The organism is Erwinia sp. ErVv1, assembly GCF_900068895.1.
In the GTDB taxonomy this organism is placed as follows: Bacteria; Pseudomonadota; Gammaproteobacteria; order Enterobacterales; family Enterobacteriaceae; genus Erwinia.
In genome coordinates, this window is the sequence record NZ_CDPK01000025.1 from 14,941 (window position 1) to 15,244 (window position 304).

Consider the following 304-nt stretch of genomic DNA (forward strand, 5'->3'; position numbering starts at 1 on the left):
TGCCCGCCGCTCCCTGAGTGCAGCATCCCTGCTGCCCTCGCCTGGCCCTCCGTCTGCGCCGCAGCGCTGCGGATTGCCCGTCAACCGCAGGGATTGTCCGCCTCTCGGGCTTCAGATCCGCTTCAGGTCAGGCCCTGTAAACTCGCAGGCTTTTGAGCTGCATTCAGCTATCCAAACCCTGCGGTGTCGGTGGATAATCCCAGCGTTTGCCGGACGTCCTCACGCCACGCTTCGCGTGGTGCCTTTGGCTCCGACTTCAGGCCGGACGGCCCGGTCGCGAGCGGGCGTCCTGCCCGCCGCTCCC